The organism is Cellulomonas sp. KRMCY2 (assembly GCF_000526515.1).
Taxonomy (GTDB): Bacteria; Actinomycetota; Actinomycetes; order Actinomycetales; family Cellulomonadaceae; genus Actinotalea.
The window spans coordinates 3,737,702-3,759,409 of record NZ_JAGF01000001.1 but is presented as its reverse complement, the minus strand read 5'-3'; the positions used below and the strand labels follow the sequence as shown (position 1 = coordinate 3,759,409).

At 69.9% G+C, this 21,708-nt stretch carries 24 protein-coding genes; 8 read left to right on the top strand and 16 right to left on the bottom strand.

Features of this window, described 5'->3' with window-relative positions; genetic code table 11:
- Positions 1-157 precede the first annotated feature (157 nt).
- On the top strand, positions 158-397 hold the full coding sequence (locus tag K415_RS0117735; RefSeq protein WP_024288373.1) for a hypothetical protein: 240 nt from the start codon (positions 158-160) through the stop codon (positions 395-397).
- Positions 397-678 (top strand): hypothetical protein, encoded by a 282-nt coding sequence (locus K415_RS0117730; protein WP_024288372.1) that lies wholly within the window; start codon positions 397-399, stop codon positions 676-678. The genes K415_RS0117735 and K415_RS0117730 overlap by 1 nt, the downstream gene beginning before the upstream one ends.
- 234 nt (positions 679-912) lie before the next feature.
- On the opposite strand, the gene K415_RS0117725 is transcribed toward K415_RS0117730, so the two are convergent.
- The 3 genes from K415_RS0117725 to K415_RS0117715 form a co-directional block, all read right to left on the bottom strand.
- Positions 913-2,253 (bottom strand): M23 family metallopeptidase, encoded by a 1,341-nt coding sequence (locus K415_RS0117725; RefSeq protein ID WP_029664075.1) that lies wholly within the window; start codon positions 2,251-2,253, stop codon positions 913-915.
- A gap of 107 nt (positions 2,254-2,360) precedes the next feature.
- The gene (locus K415_RS0117720; protein WP_024288370.1) at positions 2,361-3,494 is read right to left on the bottom strand and encodes a cell wall metabolism sensor histidine kinase WalK; all 1,134 of its coding nucleotides are present in this window, start codon (positions 3,492-3,494) and stop codon (positions 2,361-2,363) included.
- Entirely contained in the window at positions 3,491-4,213 is a 723-nt protein-coding gene (locus tag K415_RS0117715) for a response regulator transcription factor (protein WP_024288369.1), read from the bottom strand. Before K415_RS0117715 ends, K415_RS0117720 begins: the two co-directional genes overlap by 4 nt.
- A 151-nt stretch (positions 4,214-4,364) precedes the next feature.
- Between K415_RS0117715 and K415_RS0117710 the strand changes: the two genes are divergently transcribed.
- The 4 genes from K415_RS0117710 to K415_RS0117695 all read left to right on the top strand — a co-directional run bounded on the left by K415_RS0117710 (position 4,365) and on the right by K415_RS0117695 (position 7,833).
- Positions 4,365-4,694, top strand: a complete 330-nt coding sequence (locus K415_RS0117710) for a hypothetical protein (RefSeq protein ID WP_029664073.1) — start codon at positions 4,365-4,367, stop codon at positions 4,692-4,694.
- Positions 4,684-5,697, top strand: coding sequence for a cytochrome c biogenesis CcdA family protein (locus tag K415_RS0117705; RefSeq protein WP_024288367.1), 1,014 nt, complete (start codon positions 4,684-4,686; stop codon positions 5,695-5,697). Before K415_RS0117710 ends, K415_RS0117705 begins: the two co-directional genes overlap by 11 nt.
- The gene (locus K415_RS0117700) at positions 5,694-6,320 is read left to right on the top strand and encodes a peroxiredoxin (RefSeq protein WP_024288366.1); all 627 of its coding nucleotides are present in this window, start codon (positions 5,694-5,696) and stop codon (positions 6,318-6,320) included. The genes K415_RS0117705 and K415_RS0117700 overlap by 4 nt, the downstream gene beginning before the upstream one ends.
- A 337-nt stretch (positions 6,321-6,657) precedes the next feature.
- Entirely contained in the window at positions 6,658-7,833 is a 1,176-nt protein-coding gene (locus K415_RS0117695; protein ID WP_024288365.1) for a prolipoprotein diacylglyceryl transferase, read from the top strand.
- A 61-nt stretch (positions 7,834-7,894) separates the two neighbouring features.
- Here K415_RS0117695 and K415_RS0117690 read toward each other — a convergent pair whose 3' ends face one another.
- The 13 genes from K415_RS0117690 to K415_RS24115 all read right to left on the bottom strand — a co-directional run bounded on the left by K415_RS0117690 (position 7,895) and on the right by K415_RS24115 (position 18,389).
- Positions 7,895-9,073 (bottom strand): phenylacetate--CoA ligase family protein, encoded by a 1,179-nt coding sequence (locus K415_RS0117690; RefSeq protein WP_231494926.1) that lies wholly within the window; start codon positions 9,071-9,073, stop codon positions 7,895-7,897.
- 218 nt (positions 9,074-9,291) lie between these two features.
- Positions 9,292-10,071 (bottom strand): prolipoprotein diacylglyceryl transferase, encoded by a 780-nt coding sequence (locus tag K415_RS0117685; RefSeq protein WP_024288363.1) that lies wholly within the window; start codon positions 10,069-10,071, stop codon positions 9,292-9,294.
- 217 nt (positions 10,072-10,288) lie between these two features.
- Positions 10,289-10,912 carry a DUF305 domain-containing protein gene (locus K415_RS0117680; RefSeq protein WP_024288362.1) on the bottom strand — a complete coding sequence of 208 codons (624 nt, stop codon included), beginning with the start codon at positions 10,910-10,912 and terminating at the stop codon, positions 10,289-10,291.
- A 68-nt stretch (positions 10,913-10,980) separates the two neighbouring features.
- Complete coding sequence (locus K415_RS24945; protein ID WP_255347155.1) at positions 10,981-11,112, bottom strand: hypothetical protein; 132 nt, start codon at positions 11,110-11,112, stop codon at positions 10,981-10,983.
- Positions 11,113-11,255: 143 nt separating this feature from the next.
- Positions 11,256-12,467 carry a YibE/F family protein gene (locus tag K415_RS0117670; RefSeq protein WP_024288361.1) on the bottom strand — a complete coding sequence of 404 codons (1,212 nt, stop codon included), beginning with the start codon at positions 12,465-12,467 and terminating at the stop codon, positions 11,256-11,258.
- Positions 12,468-12,846: 379 nt separating this feature from the next.
- Positions 12,847-13,953 (bottom strand): cell wall metabolism sensor histidine kinase WalK, encoded by a 1,107-nt coding sequence (locus tag K415_RS0117660; protein WP_024288360.1) that lies wholly within the window; start codon positions 13,951-13,953, stop codon positions 12,847-12,849.
- A gap of 35 nt (positions 13,954-13,988) precedes the next feature.
- Positions 13,989-14,666: a response regulator transcription factor gene (locus K415_RS0117655; RefSeq protein ID WP_197024821.1), complete on the bottom strand. Its 678-nt coding sequence runs from the start codon at positions 14,664-14,666 to the stop codon at positions 13,989-13,991.
- Positions 14,667-14,725: 59 nt separating this feature from the next.
- Positions 14,726-15,406 (bottom strand): hypothetical protein, encoded by a 681-nt coding sequence (locus K415_RS0117650; RefSeq protein ID WP_029664068.1) that lies wholly within the window; start codon positions 15,404-15,406, stop codon positions 14,726-14,728.
- Between the two features lie 5 nt (positions 15,407-15,411).
- Positions 15,412-15,657, bottom strand: a complete 246-nt coding sequence (locus K415_RS0117645) for a hypothetical protein (RefSeq protein ID WP_024288357.1) — start codon at positions 15,655-15,657, stop codon at positions 15,412-15,414.
- A 380-nt stretch (positions 15,658-16,037) separates the two neighbouring features.
- On the bottom strand, positions 16,038-16,340 hold the full coding sequence (locus tag K415_RS22160) for a hypothetical protein (RefSeq protein ID WP_034661377.1): 303 nt from the start codon (positions 16,338-16,340) through the stop codon (positions 16,038-16,040).
- Positions 16,337-16,582, bottom strand: coding sequence for a DUF2892 domain-containing protein (locus tag K415_RS0117635; RefSeq protein ID WP_024288356.1), 246 nt, complete (start codon positions 16,580-16,582; stop codon positions 16,337-16,339). The genes K415_RS22160 and K415_RS0117635 overlap by 4 nt, the downstream gene beginning before the upstream one ends.
- Positions 16,583-16,772: 190 nt before the next feature.
- Positions 16,773-17,639, bottom strand: a complete 867-nt coding sequence (locus K415_RS23035) for a M15 family metallopeptidase (RefSeq protein ID WP_155859514.1) — start codon at positions 17,637-17,639, stop codon at positions 16,773-16,775.
- Positions 17,640-18,071: 432 nt separating this feature from the next.
- Positions 18,072-18,389: a hypothetical protein gene (locus K415_RS24115; protein WP_155859513.1), complete on the bottom strand. Its 318-nt coding sequence runs from the start codon at positions 18,387-18,389 to the stop codon at positions 18,072-18,074.
- A 90-nt stretch (positions 18,390-18,479) separates the two neighbouring features.
- Here K415_RS24115 and K415_RS0117620 point away from each other — a divergent pair, with 90 nt between their 5' ends.
- Both K415_RS0117620 and K415_RS0117615 read left to right on the top strand, forming a co-directional pair.
- Complete coding sequence (locus K415_RS0117620; RefSeq protein WP_024288353.1) at positions 18,480-18,800, top strand: heavy-metal-associated domain-containing protein; 321 nt, start codon at positions 18,480-18,482, stop codon at positions 18,798-18,800.
- Positions 18,797-21,577, top strand: coding sequence for a heavy metal translocating P-type ATPase (locus K415_RS0117615; RefSeq protein WP_024288352.1), 2,781 nt, complete (start codon positions 18,797-18,799; stop codon positions 21,575-21,577). Before K415_RS0117620 ends, K415_RS0117615 begins: the two co-directional genes overlap by 4 nt.
- The last annotated feature ends 131 nt before the right edge of the window (positions 21,578-21,708 follow it).

Here is a 21,708-nt window from a genome sequence, read left to right as displayed (position 1 = left end):
GGATCTGCAGCTCGCCGTCGAGAACGACGGTGGATGAAGGGTCCCGCGCGCGGATCTTCAGCGAGTCTTCATGGATCGCCGCTCGCTTCTTGATGGTCCGTGGCCAGGGTGGTGCACAGGTGCCACCGGGTGCCTGGTCGAACGGCAGGAGATGGCGATGGGTCTGTGGTGCACGCAGACGGGGGCAGGTGGCTGGCTGTCCATGGTCGTCCTCTGGGTCGCGGTCGTGGCGCTCATCGTCTGGGGGGTGGGACGACTGTTCCCCGCGCAGCCGGCGCCCGACGCCTATGCCGTCCTCGAGTCGCGGCTCGCATCTGGGGAGATCGATCCGGAGACCTACCGTCTGATCCGTCGCGAGCTCGACCGGTTGGCGCCGGTCGAGACGAAAGGAAGCTGATGAAGGGTCATCTCAAGCACATGGTCATTGGAGGAGCGGGCATCCTCGTCGTCCTACTTCTCTTCGGGGTCGGCTTCCAGGAGGCCCTGCCATGGGCCCTTCTGCTCGCGTGCCCTCTGATGATGGTCGGCATGATGTTCATGATGAACCGCAACCACGGAGCGGGCGCCTCCGGGGAGCACCAGCACAGCGCACACTGTGCGCAGAATTCGATCCAGACGCCTTCGTCGGCCGACCGCGACGTCCAGGCAGCCGGCCCGGAGGGGCGCATCCACGTCTGACCGATCGTTGCGGGGCGGCGCGCGCGGGGCAGCGCGCGCCGCCCCGCCCCGCCCGCCCCGCCCCGCCCGCCCCGCCCCGCCCCGCCCCGCCCCGCCCCGCTGCTCGGGCGCCGGAGATCACGCCCCGCGGCCGACGCGCGAAAGTCGCCGACGCGAGGATGCCGATGCCTCGAAGGTCCCGATGCCTGCGGGACCTCGATGCCCACCCGGTCGGTCGGTCCCGGCCACCGCTGACTACAGCAAGGTCTCGGGGTCCACGGTCACGCCGTTCACGTAGACCTCGAAGTGCAGGTGGCATGCCGTTGAGGTGCCCGTGGTGCCCGAGTAGCCGACGACCTGTCCCTGGGTGACTGTCTGCCCGGTCGTGACGGCGAAGGACGACAGGTGGTTGTAGCTGGTCAACAGCGAGCTCCCGTTCTGCAGGCCATGGTTCAGCATCACCTGGTTTCCGAATCCGCCGACGGACGCGGCCCACTGCACGGTCCCGGCGGCCGACGCGATGATCGGCGTGCCGCAGTAGGCGCGGAAGTCGGTCCCGGCGTGCAGCTTGCGGTACCCGTAGATCGGGTGGATCCGGTATCCGTAGGGCGAGGTGATCACGGGCGGGTTCATGGGGCTCGGGTAGGCCAGGACGCCGCGGCCGGGTTGCTGAGCCGGCGGCGGGGGAGCCGGTACGGGCTCGCCGGCCACGACAGCGGCCTGAGCCGCGGCGGCAGCCCGTCGCGCGCGGTCGTCCTCCTGTGCCCGCACGATGGCGGCGAGCTCGCTGGCGAGCGCCGCTTGCTGCGCTTCGTAGGCGGTCTTGCGCTCGAGTTGATCGGCGCGCCGTGCCTCGATGACGTCAGCGTTCGCCTGCTGCCGCGCCACGAGTGTGGCGACCTCGTCCCGACGTCGCTGGGCCGTGATGCGTGCGGACTCGGCCTCGGCGACGTTGGCATCGGCCTCGCTCTTGAGCTCGGCGATCTCGGTCTCTACTGCTGTCAGCCGGGCACGTCGGTTGCCGTTGAGCCCGTTGATCTGCTCGAGGTCGCGAAGGGCCTGGGTCTGCGCCTGCAGGACGGCAGAGGAGATCGCCGATCGTTGGACAAAGTCGGTGGCATTCCGGGAGTCGAGGACTGCCGACATCGCGGAGGCACTCAGGGAGCCCTTGTAGGCGTCCCGTGCGAGCTGTCCGATCGCCGATCGGCTCTGTTCGGCGCGCTGGGTGTCGACGAGGATCGCCGCGGTGATCGTGGCGCCCTCGGCCCGGGTCACGGTGAGCCGCTCCCCGATCATCGCCGCCTCGCGCTCGAGCCCGTCCAGCACGGCCTCCGCGGTGCTCAGCTCGGCCTGCGCGCCGGGCAGCTGGGCGGTGAGGGTCTGCAGATCCGCGTAGACGGCGACGAGCTCGGCGTCGGTGTCCTCGAGCAGCTCGTTGAGCTCTTCCATCGACGACGCAACTGCGCCCTGCTCGGACTTCGCGCGGGCCCGTCTGTCGTCGGACTCTTCGGCGGCGGCGGGCGCGACGAGGCTGGACGCGAGCGCTGCTATGGCGAGGGCGCCCGCGACGCTCAGTCGAACTGACCGTGATCGCATGGTTGACGATGGTGCGCCCCGTGAGTGACATGTGGGCGTAGTCAAGGCTCAGGTCAGCGAACCTTCATGGAATCTTGATCGCCGACCACTGCGGACAGTCGGGGTGCTCAGGGGCGATCGGCCGCTGTGGCGGGTTCGAGGAGGATCTCGAAGGTCGAGCCGGTACCGAGGCCGTCGCTGTGGGCGCTGACGGTTCCGCCGTGCGCCTCGACCAGGGCTCGGACGATGGCCAGGCCGATGCCTGAGCCGCCGTGGCCGCGGTCGCGGGCGGTGTCGACGCGGTAGAAGCGCTCGAACACGTGCGCGAGGTGCTGCGGGTCGATCCCTTCACCGTTGTCCACGACCGCCAGACGCACGCGACGGTCCTCGGTCAGGTGGGCGGTGAGCTCGACCGTCCCCACGCGCGGTGTGTGGCGCAGGGCGTTGTCGACGAGGTTGCCGAGCACCTGGCCCATGCGGTCGGGGTCGACCAGGACCGCGGGAAGCCCGGGCTCGACCTCCATCGCCAGATCGATGCCCGCGGCAGCGAAGCGTTCCTCGGCCGCGGCACGTGCCTGGTCGAGCAGGGCCGCGGGCGAGGTGGGTTCCCGGTGCAGGGTGAGCTCGCCGCTCTCGACGCGCGTGACGGCTGCCAGGTCGTCGGCCAGTCGCGTCAGCCGAGCGCCTTGGGTGCGGAGCACGGTGACAGTCTGGGGCGTCAGCGTCTCGACGCCGTCCTCGAGCCCCTCGAGGTAGGCGTTGAGGGTCGCCACAGGGGTACGGACCTCGTGGGCGACGTCGGCCAGGAGCCGGCGGCGCAGCGCCTGGCTCTCCTCGAGGCGAGCTGCCATGTCGTTGAACGCGTGCGAGAGCTGGTCGAACTCGGGTCCCATGCGGGGGCTGGCGACTCGGGAGTCGAACCGTCCACCAGCGATCCGGGCGACCGCGGCCGACAGCGCGCCGAGTGAGCCGGCGATGCGTTTGGTGAGGAACAGGCTCACCGCCAGGGAGGCAACGACGGCTGCGGCGAGCGCGACCGTCAAGGACAGGGCGGCGGCCGAGCGGAAGGCCTCCTCGGCGTGCAACACCGCTGCGGTGTCCTCTTCGAGCCCAGCCCGGACCATGTGCTGGTGGAAGATGGCCGGCCCGATCGCGCCGGCCACGAGCCAGGCGGTCAGCCCGCCGGCGACGACGACGAGCGCCAGCGCGGCCAGGAGCCGGCTGGCGATCCCCGGGGCGGCGGTGCGCCGCCGGTGGCTCATCCGCCGGTCCCGATGCGGTAGCCGACGCCGCGGATCGTGCGGATGAAGCGCTGCTCGTCCACCGTGTCGCCCAGCTTCTGACGCACGTGCAGCACGTGCACGTCGACGAGGTGCTCGTCTCCCACCCAGTTGTCGCCCCAGACCGCCTCGATGAGCGCGCGTCGGGTGAAGACGACCTGTGGGCTGCGGGCCAGGGCAGCCAGCACGTCGAACTCCGTCCGGGTCAGCGCGATGGGCTGCCCATCGAGGTGCACCTCACGCCCGGGTACGTCGAGTGACAGGGCTCCGATCTGCACCGGCTCGGTGGCCGGCGGGTGGAGCGAACCGGCCGGCCGTCGTGGGCGACGCAGGAGCACTCCGATCCGGGCGAGCAGCTCCCGGGGGCTGAAGGGTTTGGTCATGTAGTCGTCCGCGCCGACCGACAGGCCGATCAGGGTGTCGATCTCCTCCGAGCGGGCGGTCAGCATCACGACGTAGCAGTCGGAGAAGGTGCGCAGCTGGCGGCACACCTCGATCCCGTCGAGGCGGGGCAGTCCCAGGTCCAGCACCACGACGTCCGGGTCGACGGTGCGGGCGGCCTGGACGCCGTCCGGTCCGTCGAACGCCAGGTGGACCTCGAAGCCCTCCCGCTCGAGGTAGCCGGCGACGAGCCGGGCCAGCGCCTGCTCGTCGTCGATGACAAGTGCTCTTCGCTGGGGGGCTGCGGGTGGGTGGGCCATGAGGCCCATTGTGCGGGATCACGGGTCCTCCGATCCGTACCGCTCGTCCGTCACCCTCACCTTCATCAAACATTGATCCAACGTCGACCAAGAGCAAGCACGGTGGCGTCAACCTGGAGACGTCCGATCGCCAACCGGTTTGGAGACCCCCGTGCGTGAACCGACCCCAGGGTCACCCGTGGTGGTGACGGTGGTCCATGCCCCGGCGTGCCACTTCTGCGACGACGCGCAGGCGGCTCTGCGTGACCTGGCCGCCGAGGTCGACCTCGACGTGCGGGTCGTGGAGCTCGAGTCCGCCGAGGGCGCCGACCTCGTGGCGTGGCACCGGCCGGCGATGAATCCCCTGGTCCTGGTCGACGGTGAGTACTTCAGCTCCGGACGCCTGCCACGCAAGAAGCTCCGCACGCTGCTGGAGCGGCGCGGCGTGCTGGCTCCGACCACCGGGCGCGGTGGCCCGCTGGGGGTGGGTCGTGGGCACTGAGCTGCTGACCACGGGGTCGATCGTCGCGGCGTTCTTCGCCGGTGGCGTGGCCCTGTTCGCACCGTGCTGCATCGTGTTCCTCGCGCCGAGCTACCTCGCCGGGGCGGTGAAGAACAGGCGATGGCGACTGCTTCCCCTGACCTTCATCTTCGCCGCCGGACTGGCCCTCGTGCTGGTCCCGATCACGCTCGGGATGAGCCTGCTCGCCGGTGCCATCGCGCGGTACCACGCCCCGCTGTACTGGTCCGGGGGTCTGCTCATGATCGCCCTGGCCGGGCTGGCGCTCTCGGGCACGATGTGGTCGCTGCCCAGCGCCCTGCGCGCTCCGGACACCACGAAGGGGGACTCCGCGAGCTTCTTCGCCCTGGGCGTGTTCTCCGGTGTCGCCTCGAGCTGCTGCGCCCCCGTCCTGGCCGGCGTGATGACCCTCTCGGTCCTCTCGGGCTCTGCGATCGGGGGCCTGACCCTCGGGCTGGCCTACGTGTTCGGGATGGTCTTCCCGTTGTTCGTCATGGCCCTGATCTGGGACAAGGCCCGTCTGGGGGAGCGGAAACTCCTGCGGGCCAAGGCCGTCCGATTCCGGGTGGCCGGACGGGTGTTCGCCACCAACACGCTCAACGTGGCCGTGGCGATCGGGTTCGTCGTGATGGGCGTCTTCATCATCGCCCTGGCCGACGACGCCGACATGACCGGCGGCACCGCCGCGCAGGACGCCGCCGCCAACACCCTGACCGACGTCTTCCTGGCGGTCCAGGGCTGGCTCAGCCCGGTCCCCGAACCGGTCCTGGGCCTGGGCCTGCTCGCTCTCGTCGGCGTCTTCATCTGGGCCACCTTGTCCGAGAGACGACGCCGAACGACGACCCGCCCGACGGCCGAGTCGCGAGCGTCGCTCGGCGACGATGTCGTCCTGGTCGAGGGCCACCCCTCCCTGGCAGAGGCGACCGGACCGGCGTCGACCCCCACCTGCCACGACCCCACCACCGATCAAGGATCCGTGCGATGACCTCAGGAACCGCCTCGCGTCGCCAGGCCGAACGCCAGGAGAAGCTCGACGAGATCAAGAAGTCCCAGACCGGTGCCGCTCGGCGGCGGCGTCGGCTCAGCCTGGCGGCGTGGGGCGCCGGCCTGCTCGTGATCGCCACCCTCGTGACCGCTGCCCTGCTCAGCTCGCGGCCGGTCGAGTCCTCCGATGCGCGCCAGGCACCGAACTTCACCCTGCCCACCTCCCAGGGCGGCACCCTGACACTGTCGGCTCTGCGCGGGACACCGGTCATCCTGTACTTCAACGAGGGTGCCGGCTGCGACTCCTGCCTGCTGCAGATGGCCGAGATCGAGAAGGAGCCCGGGTTCGCCGAAGCCGGGATCAAGGTGGTGCCGATCGTGATGAACACCGCCGAGCAGATCAACCCCGAGCGGGAGCGACTCGGCGTCAGCACCCCGTTCCTGCTCGATGACGGAACCGTCTCCGAAGAGTACGGAACCCTGGGGACCGGCATGCACGAAGGCCTGCCCGGTCACGGATTCATCCTGATCGACGCCGACGGCGTCCAGCAGTGGTACGGAAACTACCCATCCATGTGGCTCGCCCCCACCGACCTGCTCCAGGAGGCACTCGACCGGCTCTGACGCCGAGAGACGGCACTGTCTAGACCATCACTGCACGCGCACAGGTTCGTCACCGGCGCGGAGACGGCCCAGTCCATGAGGACTGGGCCGTCGGTCGCCCCCAGGGAGCCGACCGGATCGGCGTGCAGGGCGTCGGCGTTCGAACTGGGCAAGTCGGCTCTTCAAGTGCCAGCCATCCGTGGCGCTCCTTCAGCGAATCTTGATCCGACCTGAGGGTGTTGTTCGGTTCGCCGACGTCAGCATCTGGTGGTGGCCCAGCCAGGCCATCGAAGCGTGCGACGAGGACTGCCTTTGACGTCGTCCATTGCACGGCTGGCAGAACTGACGGAGGACACCCATGCACCGAAGCCAACAGGCGAAGACGACCGCGGACGTGGTCCAGGAGCGGCGGTCCGAGCCCGCCCTCGCGCGGATCACCGGATCGGGCGATCGACAGACCCCACTGCAGTTCGTGACCTTGAGCACGCCGGCCCTTGCCGAGCTCGAGCCGCAGGCGCTGGGGTTGACCTACTGGTTCGACACGGATGACGCCGCGGCGCCCTACGCCGTCGGAGTGCGGTTCACCGGCACGCGCCTGGACGTCATCGGGAAACCTGGACCGAAGGATTCGTTCCAGGTGGTTGCCAAGCTCGACAAGGTCCTGCCGAGGACCGGTCGGGTCGCCCTGACGCACCGGATCACCGGGAAGAACCCGGGTCTGTGGAAGGTCGCAGCCGACGGACTGGTCATCCCACCCGGTGGGGACCGTTCCGCCGCGCGGCACCTGCCTCGTGCCACGGGCACCGGGCACACGACCTACGCTCCCGTCGCCGGGATCCGCGCACCGGGCGTGGTCCTGGGAGCGTGGCCGGCGCTGGTCGGACTGGGGGTCGTCGCCGCGCTCGTGGCGCAGTCCGTGCTCTCCCGCGCCCACGGACTCGCACCGGGCCGAGTCCTGGCGCTCGGGCTGCTGGCCTCCGTGGTCGGCTTGGTCGGTGCCAAGGTGTACTACCGGCTCACCCACCTGACGGAGAAGGGGCGCCTCCTGGTCACCGGGATGAGCGTTCAGGGATTCGTCGTGGCTGCCGTTGCGACCTTCCTTGCGGGCGGTCTGGCGTGGTCGGTCCCATTGGGGCATCTGCTCGACACGACGGTGCCCGCGCTGCTGATCGGGCAGGCCATCGGACGGCTTGGCTGCTTCTTCGGCGGCTGCTGCGTTGGACTGCCCACTGCCTCCCGATGGGGGCTCTGGTCCTCGGACCGGCGCGTGGGTCAGCGGCGGATCCCGGTGCAGCTCATGGAGTCGACGGTAGCGGCAGTGCTGGCCGCCCTGACCTTCGTCGTGGTTCTGCAGGGCCCGCCCGCGGTCGACGGGTTGGTCTTCGTCGCGGGCTTCGGCGCATACACGCTCGCACGTCAGCTCCTCTTCCCCTTGCGTGGCCTGCCTCGCAAGACCGCTCACGGCCGACAGGTCACCCTCGTCGTGACCTTCGTCGCCGCGGTTGGGTCGACGGTCGCGCTGCTCGTGACGTGACTGCCGGATCGAAGCGTCATCGGAGCTCGGCCGCCGTCTGTGGCGAGGGTACGTCGGCGGCTCAGGGGGCCAGTCGACGGGTGAGCAGGGTCTTGCCGAGCGCGGTCCGCGGGATCTCCGTCACCGCCTCCACCTCCACGCTCACCGATCCGGCTCCCGCCTCGGTGACGGCGGCGGCCACGCGCCGTTGCGCGGCGAGGAGGTCGACCGGCGCGGCTCCTGGCACCAGGAGGAGCCGCAGGCGGTCGTGGGTCTCCTGGACGACCTGCCATCCGGCGACGTTCAGGTCGTCCAGCACGGCGTGGAAGACGTTCGGGTGCAGGCTGACCGCGCCGCGCGCGGTGGTCACGGTGGGGACCTCCTGCTCGCGACCCTCGACCCGTTCCAGGACCCGGAAGGGGCTCCCGCACGCGCAGCTGTGGGCGCTGAGGGTGACCCGGTCGGAGAGCTCGTAGCGGATCAGTGGCATCGTCCGGGAGAACAGGACGGTCACCAGCAGGCGAGCCCCTGCGGTCCCGACCGGGACCGCCGCGCCCGTCGCGTCGACCGGTTCGACCAGGACGAGGTCCTCGTAGATGTGGCGGGTCCCGAGGTGGCACGGCGACGAGATGCCGGCGGTCTCGGTCGCCGCATACACATCGAACGGCGAGGATCCCCACGCCCGGGCCATGTCGCGTGCCGCGTGGTCGGTCAGGACCTCGGATGCGGACATGACGGCCTGGGGAGCGATCCGAAGACGCCCGGCGAGCTGCTCGTCGGCCAATGGTCTGAGCGCCGACGGGTAGCCGACCAGAACCTGCGGTGCGAAGGTGTTGAGGGCCTCGACGGTCTGGGCCAAGGGTGCTCGCGCGTCCAGGCGCAGCGTGGGCACGGTGCGTGACCTCAAGGAGGCGCCGACCACGGCGCTCTGATGGGTGGGTACCCGTGAGCTGACGACCGCCATCGGCACCGGGTGGCCCAGCCCGACGCGCACCCCTGCCCACATCGTTGCGCGCGAGTAGGACGCAAGGACGGTAGCCCACTCGTGGCGGTCCCAGACGAACACCCCACGCCGACCGGTCGTCCCTGCCGTCGCAGCCGTCCACCAGCGCCCTCGGAACGGCACACCCGGGTCGCCGCCGAGGTCGGTCAGCTGGGCCAGGTGCGCCTCGATCTGCTCGAGGTTCAGGTGCCGGTCCGTCACGAGCAGGTCGAAGTCCACCATCATCTGCGCCTTCGTCACGGCTGGCAGGGCAGCCAACGGCGCGTCCTGCAGGCCGGCGTGATGTCTCACATAGAACGGTGACCGTGCGTAGGCATGGCGGCGAAGGTCCGCTAGCCAGGCCGCCTGATGGGTGGCCAGCTGCGCCGGCGACCAACGGTCGTGGCGGGCCAGCGCGGCTCGGCGCGCAAGGACTCGCACCATCAGGTCGACGTCCACGATGACCTCCTCCTCGAGGCGCTACCAGCAACCGTCCGTCACCGCACGGTAGCGAGCTCCTCCTCCTGGGTCGCGGACGTCGCGTCCGTCGCGTGGCTGCTGCGGACCCGCACCGCGACGGTCACGCCGGCGAGGACGCTGACGACCGACCACAGCTGGGGTTGGGTCAGGCCGGCGACGACGGGGTCGTTGATCCGCAGGAACTCGACCAGGAACCGGGACACGCCGCTGAGGACGAGGTAGACGCCGAAGACGGCCGGGAGCGGCAACGTGCGGCTCGCGCGCCACAGCAGGACGGCGATCACCGCGGCAGCGAGGGCCTCGTACAGGGGTGTGGGGTGGACCGGGACGTCGGTCGCGACCACCCCGTTGGGAAAGGTCATCGCCCAGGGCAGGGTGCTCGGGCGTCCATACGTCCCGTCGCCCGACAGCAGGCAGCCGAGCCGGCCGATCCCGTAGGCGACGGTCAGCGGGACGGCGGCCAACCCGGCGACCACTCCCACCGGCAGGCCGTGCCGACGGATGATCACCAGCGCCGCGCCGATGCCGCCGATCAGTCCACCGAACCAGGTGAACCCCATGCCACCCAGGTCGTGCACGGTGATGCCGGGTAGCTGTTCGGCCAGGTAGTACACCTTGGCGGCCGCGAAGCCCCACATCGTGGCCCAGAAGACCAGGGTGTGGGCCGACTCCTTGGGTAGGCCGCGGCTCGCGAACGCTCGGCCGAGCAGGTATGCCGCGACGAGGGCGGCGAGTGCCTTGCTCACGCCGTAGGCCTGGATGTCGATGCCGAGAACCGAGAAGAGGACCGGTTGCATGTCACCTCGAACGTCATGTGCCGCGCCGCCGCGGGCCGGTGCGCACCAAACTGGATGGGGTCACCCAACGATGACCCCGTCGCATCAAGAACGGCCGACCGGACGATCAACCTTCGATGAAGGTTCGCGGCCAGGGGACAGGGCCGAGGGGCACTGAGCTGCGGCAGGGACGCGTCAGGGCCCGCCCGCTCACGCGGACAGGCCCATGGATCGCGCTCTACAGCCCCTGGCGGAGATTCTCCATCTCGGTGATCTCGACGGTCTGGGCGTCGATGATCGCCCCGGCGAGCTGGATCGCCGCGGCGTTCTGGCCGGCGGCCCGGAACTCCTCGGACATCTCGATCGCGCCGCGGTGGTGGTCCGTCATCAGCTCCAGGAAGCGGCGATCGAACTCGGTGCCGCTGAGCGAGGTCAGCTGCTCCATCACGGCCTCCTGGTCCATCCCGTCCATCTCCATGGGGCCGTGGTCCATCGAGCCCATCTCGGCCTCGGACGGCAGCTGCTCGTCCCAGGTCTCCAACCATGACGTCATGAGCTCGATCTCGGGGCCCTGGGCGCCGGCGATGCGCTCAGCCAGGGCCGTGACCTCGGGCGTGGTGGCCCGCTGTGCGGCGAGCTCGGCCATCTCGATCGCACCTTCGTGGTGAACGATCATCATCTGGGCGAACTCGGTGTCGGCGTCGTTGTGGACCGATCCCTCCGAGTCCGCATCGCTCGTCTCCGATGCCGTCGCCTGGTCGGGCTCGGCGGTCGGCGCGTCGGCGTCCCCGCTGCAGGCGGTCAGCGTGGCGGCCAGCACGACGGCGGTGGCAGTCAGTGTCAGGCGGCGGGTGTGAGTCATCGGCGGTACTCCCAGGATGTCAGTGGGGCAAGGATCGGACGCGCGGACCTCATTCCTGCTCGGATGCCTCAGGATGCGTCGTCCTGGCAGCAGTGCCCGCCGGCCTGATGGCTCGTCGTCGTGCTGCTGGTCGCCGCGGTGGTGGTGTTCGAGCAGCAGCCGGTGCTCTCGGTCTGGGTGTCCTTGCAGCAGGTGCTCATGGGTGTCTCCTGGATGAGTGGGCGGTCGGTGGTCATCGGATCCGAGGCCGACAGCGACGTCATCCAGCCTGCGACACGACGGTGATGATTCTTTGGCTCGGCCCATGAAGGTTCAATGAAGGTTGCTCGGGGCGGATCATGAGTCACGCGTGGGAGTGCCCGTGGCCCGCTTCGCGCTCGAGGTGGCGCCGTCGAACGGGCTGGGTCGTCACGACCAGGGCCGCGATGACGGTGGTCAGTGGGATGGCCAGGACCAGACCGATCGAGCCGACGAGGGTGCGGGCGATCTCCTCGGCGAACTCGCCGCTGCTGATCGTCTGAAGGATCGGGAGCTTGTAGACCTGCAGCAGCAGGAGGACTGGCAGCGCGGCCCCGGCGTAGGCGAAGGCGATGGTGTAGACCGCCGAGGCGATGTGATCCCGCCCGATGCGCATGCCACGGGAGAACAGGGCCCGGCGCGAGGCTGTCGGGTCGGCATCTCGCAGCTCCCAGACGGCCGATGCCTGGGTGACGGTCACATCGTTGAGGACACCCAGCCCAGCGAGCGCGACACCGGCGAGGAACAGCCCGCGCAGAGCCGTGCCGTCCAGCTGCCCGGTGAGCATCGCCAGCCGGTAGTTCTCCTCGGTGGAGATCCCGGTCAGGTGGGCCGCCTTGGCTGCCACGACGCCCAGGATCGCGGTGACCGCAAGCCCGGCGAACGTGCCGAGCAGGGCCGTGGTGGTTCGCTGGGAGAACCCGTGGGCGAGGTACAGGACCACGAACATGATCGCCGACGAGCCCACCAGGCCCACCATCAGGGCATCGCGACCCTCGAGCAGAGCCGGCAGCATGAAGGTGGCGATCACGACCGAGGCAACCGCGAGCCCGATGAGCGCCCGCAGTCCCCGCAGGCCAGCGACGGCGATCACCACGACGGCGAATGCGACCGCCAGTACGCCGAGCGGGACGCTCCGGGAGTAGTCGAACCAGGCCCAGACCTCCGGCTCGGTCTCGGTCTCCAGGTAGCGGACCAGGACGATCGCGGTCCCGGAGGGCACATCAGCGGCCCGGACCGTGGCCGGCGCCCACACCTCGACCGTCTGGCCCGCCACCTCGGCCGTCACCAAGGTGCACGGGACCGAGCCCGGTATCGTCCCGTCCGGTTGCCGGTCCTCGTTCGTACCCGCGCACGAGTCCGTCCTGGTTGAGGTGACCCGTGCCTGCGGGTACTCGGCGTCGACGGCGACGATGCCCGTCTCGTGAACCTCCCCGCTGGGCCACAGGGCCAGCAGCCCTGCGATTGTCGCGGCCACCAAGGGGACCACGATCGCCACCTGGACGATGGCGGCCCGGCCATAGCGGCTCACGCCCATGCCGAGGCCACCTGGCGGCACTCGCCGACAGGGCCGATGATGCGGTCCCTGGCGGCCGGCTCCGGGAGCGGGAGATCGTGGGTGATCACGTACACCGGCCGCACAAGGCCTCCCTGTTGTCGTCCCGGCTGAGTGGGCGGCGCATCCGGCCGCGTCGTTCGGTGCCCGGGGACAGCCTCGAGGGCCGTCATGTAGGGAGGCCGCAGGATCCGATCAATGTTCGATGAAGGTCGGGGCGCACCGACGGGGCGACCGGTCGGCGATGAACACCACCGATCGGTGGGAGGAGCAGGCCGCGATCACCCCTGCATGTCGTTCCGGCCGCGGGCCCAGGGTCGGTCGGCGCTTCCGGCCACCATGGCCGTGATGGACGAACCCTTCATCGCCGGCTTGGCGCGGCGGTTGCTTGACCCGGTCGAGCCGGGGCCGGCAACGTGACGGTGAAGGTCGAGCCCCGGCCGGGACCCTGACTCTCGGCGTGGATGGTTCCACCGTGGGCGTCGGTCAGGGCGCGGGCGATCGCAAGGCCGATGCCGCTTCCCCCCTTCTGGCGCGAGCGTCCGGCGTCGACCCGGTAGAACCGTTCGAACACCCGCCGAAGGTGCTCAGGGGCGATGCCGTCGCCGGTGTCGCGGACCACCAGTTCCACGACGGCGCGACGGCGGCGGCCGAGGACTGTGACGACGCCGGGTGCCGGTGTGTGCCGCAGTGCGTTGTCCAGAAGGTTGGCCAGCACCTCCTGGATCCGGTCCACGTCGACGAGGACGAGGGGCAGGTCCGCCTCGATCTCAGATCGCAGCTCGACTCCGGCGACCGCAAAGGCCCTGGTCGCGACCCGGACCGCGCTCTCCACCAGCTGACCGGCAGCGACAGGCACCAGGTGGAGGTCGAGCCGGCGCTCTTCGGCACGGGACACCGTTGCGAGGTCGTCGACCAGTCGCTCCACGCGGGACAGCTCGGCGTGCAGGGTCTGCAACGTCTCGGGGTTGACGCTCAGCACCCCGTCGGACAGTGCGTCGACGTAGCCGCGCAACGAGGTCAGGGGGGTACGCAGCTCGTGGGCCACGTCCCGCAGCATCTCGGCACGCGTGCGCTGGGTCGCAGCGAGCTCTTGCGCCATCTGGTCGAACGCATGCCCAAGGGAGTCGAGCTCTTCACCGGCACCATTGACGTCCACCCGAGCGGCGTAGTCGCCGCCTGCGATCCGCTCGGCCGCCCGGGCCATCGCGTGCACCGGCCGCACGACCCGCCGGGTCACGAACCAGCTGGCGACCAGTGCGGTGATCACGGCTGCGGTGACCGCCACACCCAGGGATGTCGAGGTTGCGCTGAGAAATGCCTCGTTGACGTGGTCGCGGAGGTCGCCGTCCAGGGGGACCTGAGCCCGGCTGAGGTGTTCATGGAAGAGACCGGGGGCGAGCATGACCGCCACGAGCGCCATCGTGACCGCACCGGTCACGATCACCAGACCCTGGGTGAGGAGCAAGCGCGGTCCAAGGCCGACAGGGGCGCGGGAGCGACTCACGTGTCGGCGCCCATGCTGTAGCCGACGCCCCGCACGGTGCGGATGTAGCGCTGCGCCCGGGCGTCGTCACCGAGCTTGCGCCGCAGGTTCGCCACGTGCACGTCGACCACGTGATCGTCACCGAACCACTGCCCGCCCCACACCCGCTCGAACAGCTGCTCGCGGGGGACAACCTGGCGGGGGCGCTCGGAGAGGACGTCGAGAAGGTCGAACTCCGTGCGCGTCAGCTCCAGGGGTGCCCCGTCCTGGGTTGCCTCGCGCGTTGCCGGGTCGATCGTGAGATCTGCGAACGTGCGCGTGGTCGACACGTCGGCGGCGCCGACCCGGGGACGGCGGAGCATGGCTCTGACTCGCGCCACGAGCTCGTGCGGCGAGAATGGCTTCCCAAGGTAGTCGTCAGCTCCGACGGAAAGACCCACCACCCTGTCGATCTCCTCGGTCCGCGCCGTCAGCATGATCACATACGCGTCGGAGAAGGTCCGGAGGCGCCGGCACACCTCCAGCCCGTCGATGCCGGGCAACATCAGGTCCAGGACGACCACATCGGGCCGGTACGCGCGAACTGCGTCCAGCGCGCTCTCGCCGTCGCCGGCCACGACGACCTCGAGACCCTCACGCTCGAGGTAGCCGACGAGCACCCGCACGATCGGGGGCTCGTCCTCGACGACGAGCACCCGCACCCGTGGCGGCGGTGTGCCGCCACGGGCTGCAGGGACCGCACCTTGAACCTGGCTCACTCGGGCTCCGACATCTCCACGAACCGACCGTGCCAGGTGTGGTCCCACACGTCCCCGGTCACGGCGTGAACCGAGAGCATGCCCTGGATCTGTCCGTCGCGCAGCGTGTGCATCGTGTAGTAGCTGGGAAACGCCTCGGCCGGTCCGAGCGTCATCCCCGCCGGCAGCTCCCGTTCGGCCGCCCCGCGGGCCTGGTCGGCCGACAGCTGCGGCGATCGCGAGGCGCCGGAACTGATCCCGAGACCTGTGTTCCACATCATCGCCGGACCGAACTCCGTTCGGACGCCTCCCGTGCGCGGGTCCACCAGGACCTCGGTGACGTTGGCGCCCTCGGAGTCCTCCAGCTCGGCGTAGTAGTGGTTCTCAAAACGCATCACCTCACCGACGCGCAGGTCGGCGGCGATCGCATCGGCGAACCGCCCGGCCTGCTCGCGCGCCTCCGCCAAGTCGTTGACCGGCTCGGACTCGCCGTCGAGCCAGCCGGGTCCACCCATCATCCCCCCGAGCGTCGGTGCCGGGCCCATCATCCCGCCCCACCCCTGCCAGCCGGCCGTCCCACCCGAGGCGGAGGACGACCAGGCCGCATCCCGCCCGTGGGTCACCAGCCACGTGCCAGAGGCGATGACGCCGGCCAGGGCCAGCATCGGCACAAGAAGCACGGCGATTCTGCGCGTCACGTCGCCTACCTCCGACCCGTCCGGCTCGAGGTGAGGGCGACCCGCATCGACTGGTAGGTCTCCGCATCCAGCTCACCCGCGGCGAATCGCCGGTCGAGAACCTCATCGGGCGTCTCTGATCTGGCCCCGGTGTCCCGGCCCGTGGGGAAGGCCCGCACACCGGCCCATCCGACCAGCACGAGCAGGCCGATCCAGAAGATGGCCATGGCAATCCACCCGCCGGCACCCATCCCCCATCCGTATCCCATCATTGTCCGCTCCTTTCGTTGGCAGTCCGACTGAACACATCCCACGATGCGCCGCTCGGCTCAAGGCCCTGTTCACACAACCTCAAGATCACGTCAAGGACGGGCTGGGGCACGCGATGGAAGGGCCTCATGCATAGCCGCGAGACGGCAATGGGCACCGCCGGCCTCCGGGCTCGGTGGTCACCGAGGCATCCGGTGATCGGCCGCTCGTTGGCTGACCTGAAGGCCGAGAGCGCCGGTGCGTCATGGATGCTCCGCTCTGAAGGCTTCGTCCAAGACAGGACGGCATGCAGCGGCGCCCGTCGCTGCCAACGGGTGCGTGGTTGGCATCGCGGAGTCGCCAAGCGGAGCCAGCGTGGCGACTGCGCACGGTGCGAGCGGGGTCAGTGGTGGCCGTCACCCGGCATCGCGAACATCATCACGGCCATCGCCCCCAGGCAGACGAAGGCGTAGAGGATCGCGCCGGAGCCCGCCACACCGGTCGCGACGAGGACGCCCACGATCACCAGCATGGGGATGCAGCAGGCGATCATCATCAGCCGGTGGCCGGAGTGGCCGTGATGGGCGGGGCTCTCCGCGGGGTGCTCGCGTCGGTCGTGCTCGTGCAGCAGCGTGTCCGGGTGGGCGATCTCGGGCCGTGCCGCCGGGAGCGGGATCGGGACCCTGCTGGACGTCGGTCGCGTCATGAGGTCACCTGCCTCAGCGAGGCCGGAACGTGACCCAGCTTCTTGTACAGGGGGCAGTGGCCGAGTGCCCCGGTCACGACCAGGTCGAGTCCGGCCACGATCAAGAGGACCTCGAGGACCACGGCAGTCGCCGACCCGGCACCGGCCAGCAGAATCGATCCACCGAGGACTCCGAGCAAGCCCACCAGGATGCGTGCGACCCGTTCCGTCGGAGTGATGTTGACAGTCACGTGGATGGTCATGGCCTTTCCTTCGTGGACAGGTAGGCGAGCCATCGGCTGGGTGTCTCACCCGTTACCTGAGACGCTGGTCGACTCAGATGGAGACCGGGCTGTCCTTCCATGAAGGTTCGCTCAAGTGCCCGAGGATGACCGCCGACGCGGTCACCATCGGCGGGCGGATGGTCCCGCTCACCGAGGGGCCGCCGCCTCATCACCGGCCTCCGGAGCGCGCCTCGATCTCGGTCACCGCGTCGGTGTACTCCCAGTGCCACGGCTCGTAAGGTCCGTCGCCTCCGCGGTGGGCCCAGGCCGGGTTGGCCCACCCGTACACCGGTCCGACCTCGTGCAGCCAGGTGCCAGCGTCGCCGGAGTACGTCGAGGGGCACAGGTCCACTGCCAAGCCCCAGCCGTGGTTGCTGGTTCCCGGCGCCGCGGCCAGGCCCCCCCTGCGCGCACGCAGCGCGGCCTGCTCTTCGAGGTCTCGGTAGCCGGACGACAGGCACATGTCCCGCCCGAACGCCGCCCGGTAGGCGTCATTGAGCGCGAACAAGGTGACCACGGCGTCCGCGCGGTCCTGGTATGGCGCCTGCCACAGGTCGCACAATGCGGCGGCCGGCAGCCGGCCGTTGGTGCCGATGTCGGTCACGACGCCGGTGCAGTCGGGCAGCGCTGGTCGCACGGCGCCGCGCGAGGGCCGCTCGACGATGCGGGAGGTCAGCTCGACGCCGACGCCGACGCCGACGATGGAAGGGCGGTCACGGACGGCGCGCAGGCTCTCAGGTGGGATGGCATCAGCGCTCGGGGCGCTGAGAACCTGGACGGCGGAGAGTCCGGTGGCCGGAGCGACGGGAGGAGCCGGCTCGGCGCGTCCGGCGACTGCGAAGGCTGCCGTGGACACGACCATCGCGGTGACCACACCGAGGCGTGCGGCGGCGCGACGCGGGTCGAGCTTGGCGCGCCTTCGGTGCCCGGGGCCCGTGGCCCGGACCGGTCGTAGGTCCCGGCGGCGCAGGTGCGGGGCGCCGGGCCGAGCGGGGCCGGGCGGTTCTTGGAGGTGGAGACGGTGCTCCGTGGCCATGTCGGCTTCTCCTCGTGCGCTGTCAGTGTCCCTGGGGCTGGTGCTCGCTGCGAAGCGGGCTTCGGCGATCGGCCGTGCAGTGTCGGGCGACCGGCCCAGGTCAGGAATGTCCTGCTGGGACATGCTTGATGCCCGGTCGGCGTGCACTCAACGGGGAACGACGAAGATTCGATGAAGTCTCGGTCGGGCCGCATTGGTCGGCCCGCCCTACCGGGACGTTCGGCCCGGGGACCGGCGCTGTTGCCCGGACGGGACGGAGTGCTGAGCGGGATACCGCAGCGAGTTCGCCGGAACCGACGTACGTGAAGCGTCAGCAGACCTTGACCGAGATCACAGCCGAATCTTCATCAGTGCGTACCACGTTGGGCATCTGGGTACCGATGGGCGCGTGGCGTCCAGGAAGCAGAGGTCGAGATGTCCCTCAAGAGCCTGTCAGGCAAGCTGTACTTCGGCGTCGCGGTCCTGGCCGGCGTCTTGTGGCTGGCCGGTGTGTCCGGACGGACCATCGCGTCGCTCGCCCTCGTCGGCCTGATGCTGGCGATGCACGCCGGCGGCCATGGGGGTCACGGCAGCCGGCATGCTCAGTCCGCGGAGACTGGTCACGTGGGTCATGGCAATCGCGCCGGTCTGGCCGAGGCGCCCGATCGGAACGCAGCGGTTGACGAGGCTCAGCCGCCGACCAGGTCCGGTTGCCACTAGATCGAGCGCCCACCGTCGAGCAACCGGGGTCGCCTCGTGTCCGGTCTTCATAGAACCTTCATCGAGCCGAAATGGGAACCCATTCCGTGCCCACGGATGCTTATACCGTACAGGGGTAGGGTACCAAGGGGAGGTCGGGCAATGACTCACAAGGAGCTGTTCTCTGTCGAGGGGCTCATGTGCGGCACGTGCCTGGTCGAGGTGCTCGAGCGGCTCCACGATCTTGACGGGGTCGTGGAGGTGGGCATCAGCCTGCGCGTCGGTGGGCATTCGCCCGTGGTGGTCCGGAGTGACGAGCTGGTCGCTCCGGAGGCGCTCGTCACGGCGGTGACGGAGGCGGGCTTCACGGTGACTGATCACAGCTTGAGCACTCGGCCGCCCGGGCGGGATCCACTGGTGGTCCGGGACAACCGTGATTGCACCGCCGCGGACCAGATGCCGATCGGAGGTGGCTGGAGATGAACGCGGTTCTGGTCGTTGGCGTGGCGGCTCTTCTGACGGGTGGGGCGCTGTGGTTCTTCTTCGGTCCGAAGCGGACCGGGCGACCTGACCTGGACCAGGGGGTCCAGGTTGTCCGGATCAAGGTCCAGGGCGGCTACAGCCCCGACCTGGTCGAGGTGACCCGCGGTGTGCCGGTGCGGATCGAGTTCGACCGGCAGGAGGCCGGTGACTGCTCCGCGCGGGTGGTGATGCCGGACTTCAAGGTCAACCAGATGCTCCCCGCCTACCAGACCACGACGGTGGAGTTCGTCCCAGGCGAGACGGGGACTTTCGCCTTCGCGTGCGGGATGAACATGCTGCGTGGCCGACTGGTCGTCGTGGATGGCCAGGGGGCGGACGCATCCGGGACGCCCACGTCCGTCGCGTCCGTCGCGGTGCTCGAGCCCCCTGCTGTCATGTCGCCCACCGCGCACAGGTCGGACGATGCGGGGGCCAACCCGCTCACGGCGGCACAGGCCGAGGAGGATGAGGAGCGCGAGCGCACGGCCGAGATCGCCGACCTGAGGAAGCGCGTTATCTTCGGCGCGGCCCTGACCTTCCCGGTCCTCTTCGCCGTGATGGCCGTCGAGCTCTTCGAGGTGGACTGGGTCCCCGAGCTGCTGATGGACCGCTGGCTGCAGTTCGCACTCATCACACCGGTGATGCTCTACACGGGGTGGCCGATCCATCGCACCGGGTGGCTCGCACTGCGCCACCGCGGCGCGGACATGAACTCCTTGATCACGATCGGTACGATCGCCGCCTACGGTTTCAGCGTCGTCGTCACGGTCGCACCTGGGCTGCTTCCCACCGAGGTGCGGGAGGTGTACTACGAGGCGGTCGGGGTGATCATCACCCTGATCCTGTTGGGCCGCCTGTTCGAGACGCAGGCTAAGGCCGGCACGGGTGAGGCGATCCGGACCTTGATCGGTCTCCAGCCCCGCACGGCGCGGGTCTGGCGCGCGGGCGCTGAGCTCGACATCCCCATCGAGGACGTCCTGAAGGGCGACGTCGTCGTGGTGCGGCCGGGGGAGAAGCTTCCGGTCGACGGCGAGGTCGTCGAGGGTCGGTCCGCGGTCGACGAGTCGATGATCACCGGTGAGCCGATCGCAGGCGTCAAGTCGGTGGGTGACGTGGTGATCGGGGCGACGATCAACCAGACGGGGACCTTCCGCTACCGGGCGACCAAGGTCGGCGCGGACACGATGCTCGCCCAGATCATCAAGCTGGTCCGTCAGGCCCAGGGCTCCAAGGCGCCGATCCAGCGGGTCGTCGACCGGGTCTCGGGGTACTTTGTGCCGGCGGTGATCATCATCGCCATCTGGACCTTCGTCACCTGGGCTCTGATCGGCCCACCGCCAGTGATCGTCTTCGCCCTGGTGGCCGGCGTCTCGGTCCTGATCATCGCGTGCCCCTGCGCCCTTGGGCTCGCCACACCGCTGTCGATCACGGTCGGGACCGGCAAAGGGGCCACGGCGGGGATTCTGATCCGCTCGGCCGAGGCCCTGGAGACGGCGCACAAGCTGGACACCGTGGTCCTGGACAAGACGGGCACCATCACGATGGGCAAGCCTGCGCTCACCGACGTGGTTCCGAGCGAGGGCTTCACGGCCGACGAGGTGCTCCAGCTGGTGGCCTCCGTCGAGCGGTCCTCCGAGCACCCGCTGGCCGCGGCCATCGTGGCCGGGGCGCTGGAGCGCGGCCTGGTGCTGGACGACGTCGCCGAGTTCGACTCGATCACCGGCAAGGGCGTGGGTGCCCGGCTGCACGGACGCAACATCCTGGTCGGGAACGCGCGGCTGCTGGTCGCGGCCGGCGTCGACGTCGGGAGCCTCCTGGCGGACCAGCAGCGACTCGCCGGCGACGGCAAGACGCCCATGCTGGTCGCGATCGACTCCCGGCCCGCTGCGGTCATTGCGGTGGCTGACACGGTCAAGGAGGGTTCCATCGCTGCGGTCGCTGCCCTCAAGTCCCGGGGTATCGAGGTGGTCATGATGACCGGTGACAACCGCACCACGGCTGCGGCGATCGCCCGGCAGGTCGGGATCAGTCGCGTCGTGGCCGAGGTCATGCCCGAGCACAAGGCTCGGGAGGTCAAGCGGCTCCAGGACGAAGGGCGCGTCGTCGGGATGGTCGGCGACGGGATTAACGACGCCCCAGCCCTCGCCCAGGCCGATGTCGGCTCGGCAATCGGCACCGGCACCGATGTGGCGATCGAGTCCTCGGACATCACGCTGATCTCCGGGGCGCTCGGCGGGTTGGTGACGGCCGTTGACCTGTCCCGGGCGACGATGCGCAACATCCGACAGAACCTGGCCTTCGCCTTCATCTACAACGGCCTGGGGATCCCGATCGCGGCCGGCGCCCTCTACCCGTGGCTGGGTCTGCGCCTGAGCCCGGTCATCGCCGCTGCGGCGATGGCACTCTCCTCGCTGTCCGTCGTCACCAACGCCAACCGCCTGCGCCGGTTCACGCCGACCGCGCTCCCGCAGGACATCACAGTCTCGGCCATCGAACCGGTGGTCGAAGTCGGAGCCGACGATCAACCGGAGGACACCATGACCACCACCCCCACCACGACCACCGACCCGGTGTGCGGTATGAGCGTGGACCCCTCGGCCGCGGCTGCGAGCGTGGAGCACGAGGGGCACACGTACTACTTCTGCTCCCACCACTGCCACAAGAGCTTCGTCGAGGACCCCGCCCGCTACGTCACCGCCCCGCACGACCACGCGGCGCATGACCACCACTCGCACTAACGGCCGTTCGAGGCAACGGCTGTCAGGGAGGAACCGATCCGTGATGGGTCGGTGCAGCGGCGACAAGGTCGCTCACCTGACCGACCCGACCGCACACCCCTGCTGGGTCTGCGGTCGGGTCGCTGCGGCAT